The sequence below is a fragment of the Pleomorphochaeta sp. DL1XJH-081 genome (assembly GCF_049310885.1).
GTDB lineage: Bacteria > Spirochaetota > Spirochaetia > Sphaerochaetales > Sphaerochaetaceae > CAYZJV01.
Window position 1 is genome coordinate 1 of the sequence record NZ_JBMDYO010000203.1, and the last position, 239, is coordinate 239.

Annotated in this window: 1 protein-coding gene; it reads left to right on the forward strand. The window is 49.4% G+C overall.

Annotated elements, in window-relative coordinates; all coding sequences use genetic code 11:
- Position 1: 1 nt before the first annotated feature.
- The coding region (locus tag ACODJP_RS14470; RefSeq protein WP_422482689.1) for a cytochrome P450 at positions 2-239 on the forward strand (238 nt) is incomplete at its 3' end.

Below are 239 nucleotides of genomic sequence, written 5' to 3' on the forward strand. Positions count from 1 at the left end.
CTTGCTATTTCTTAGTATAGCTTTCAAATACCTAAGGAAAGAAAAAAGAAAACTTCCTCCGACTCCTTTCCCTGCACTCCCTCTCTTAGGACATCTCCACCTCCTAAAATTCCCTCTTCATCGCACCTATCATTCTCTCTCTCTCAGACTTGGCCCCATTTTCTCTCTCCGCTTCGGCAACCGTCTCATGGTGGTGGTGTCGTCCCCCGCCGTCGCAGAGGAATGCTTCACCACGAACG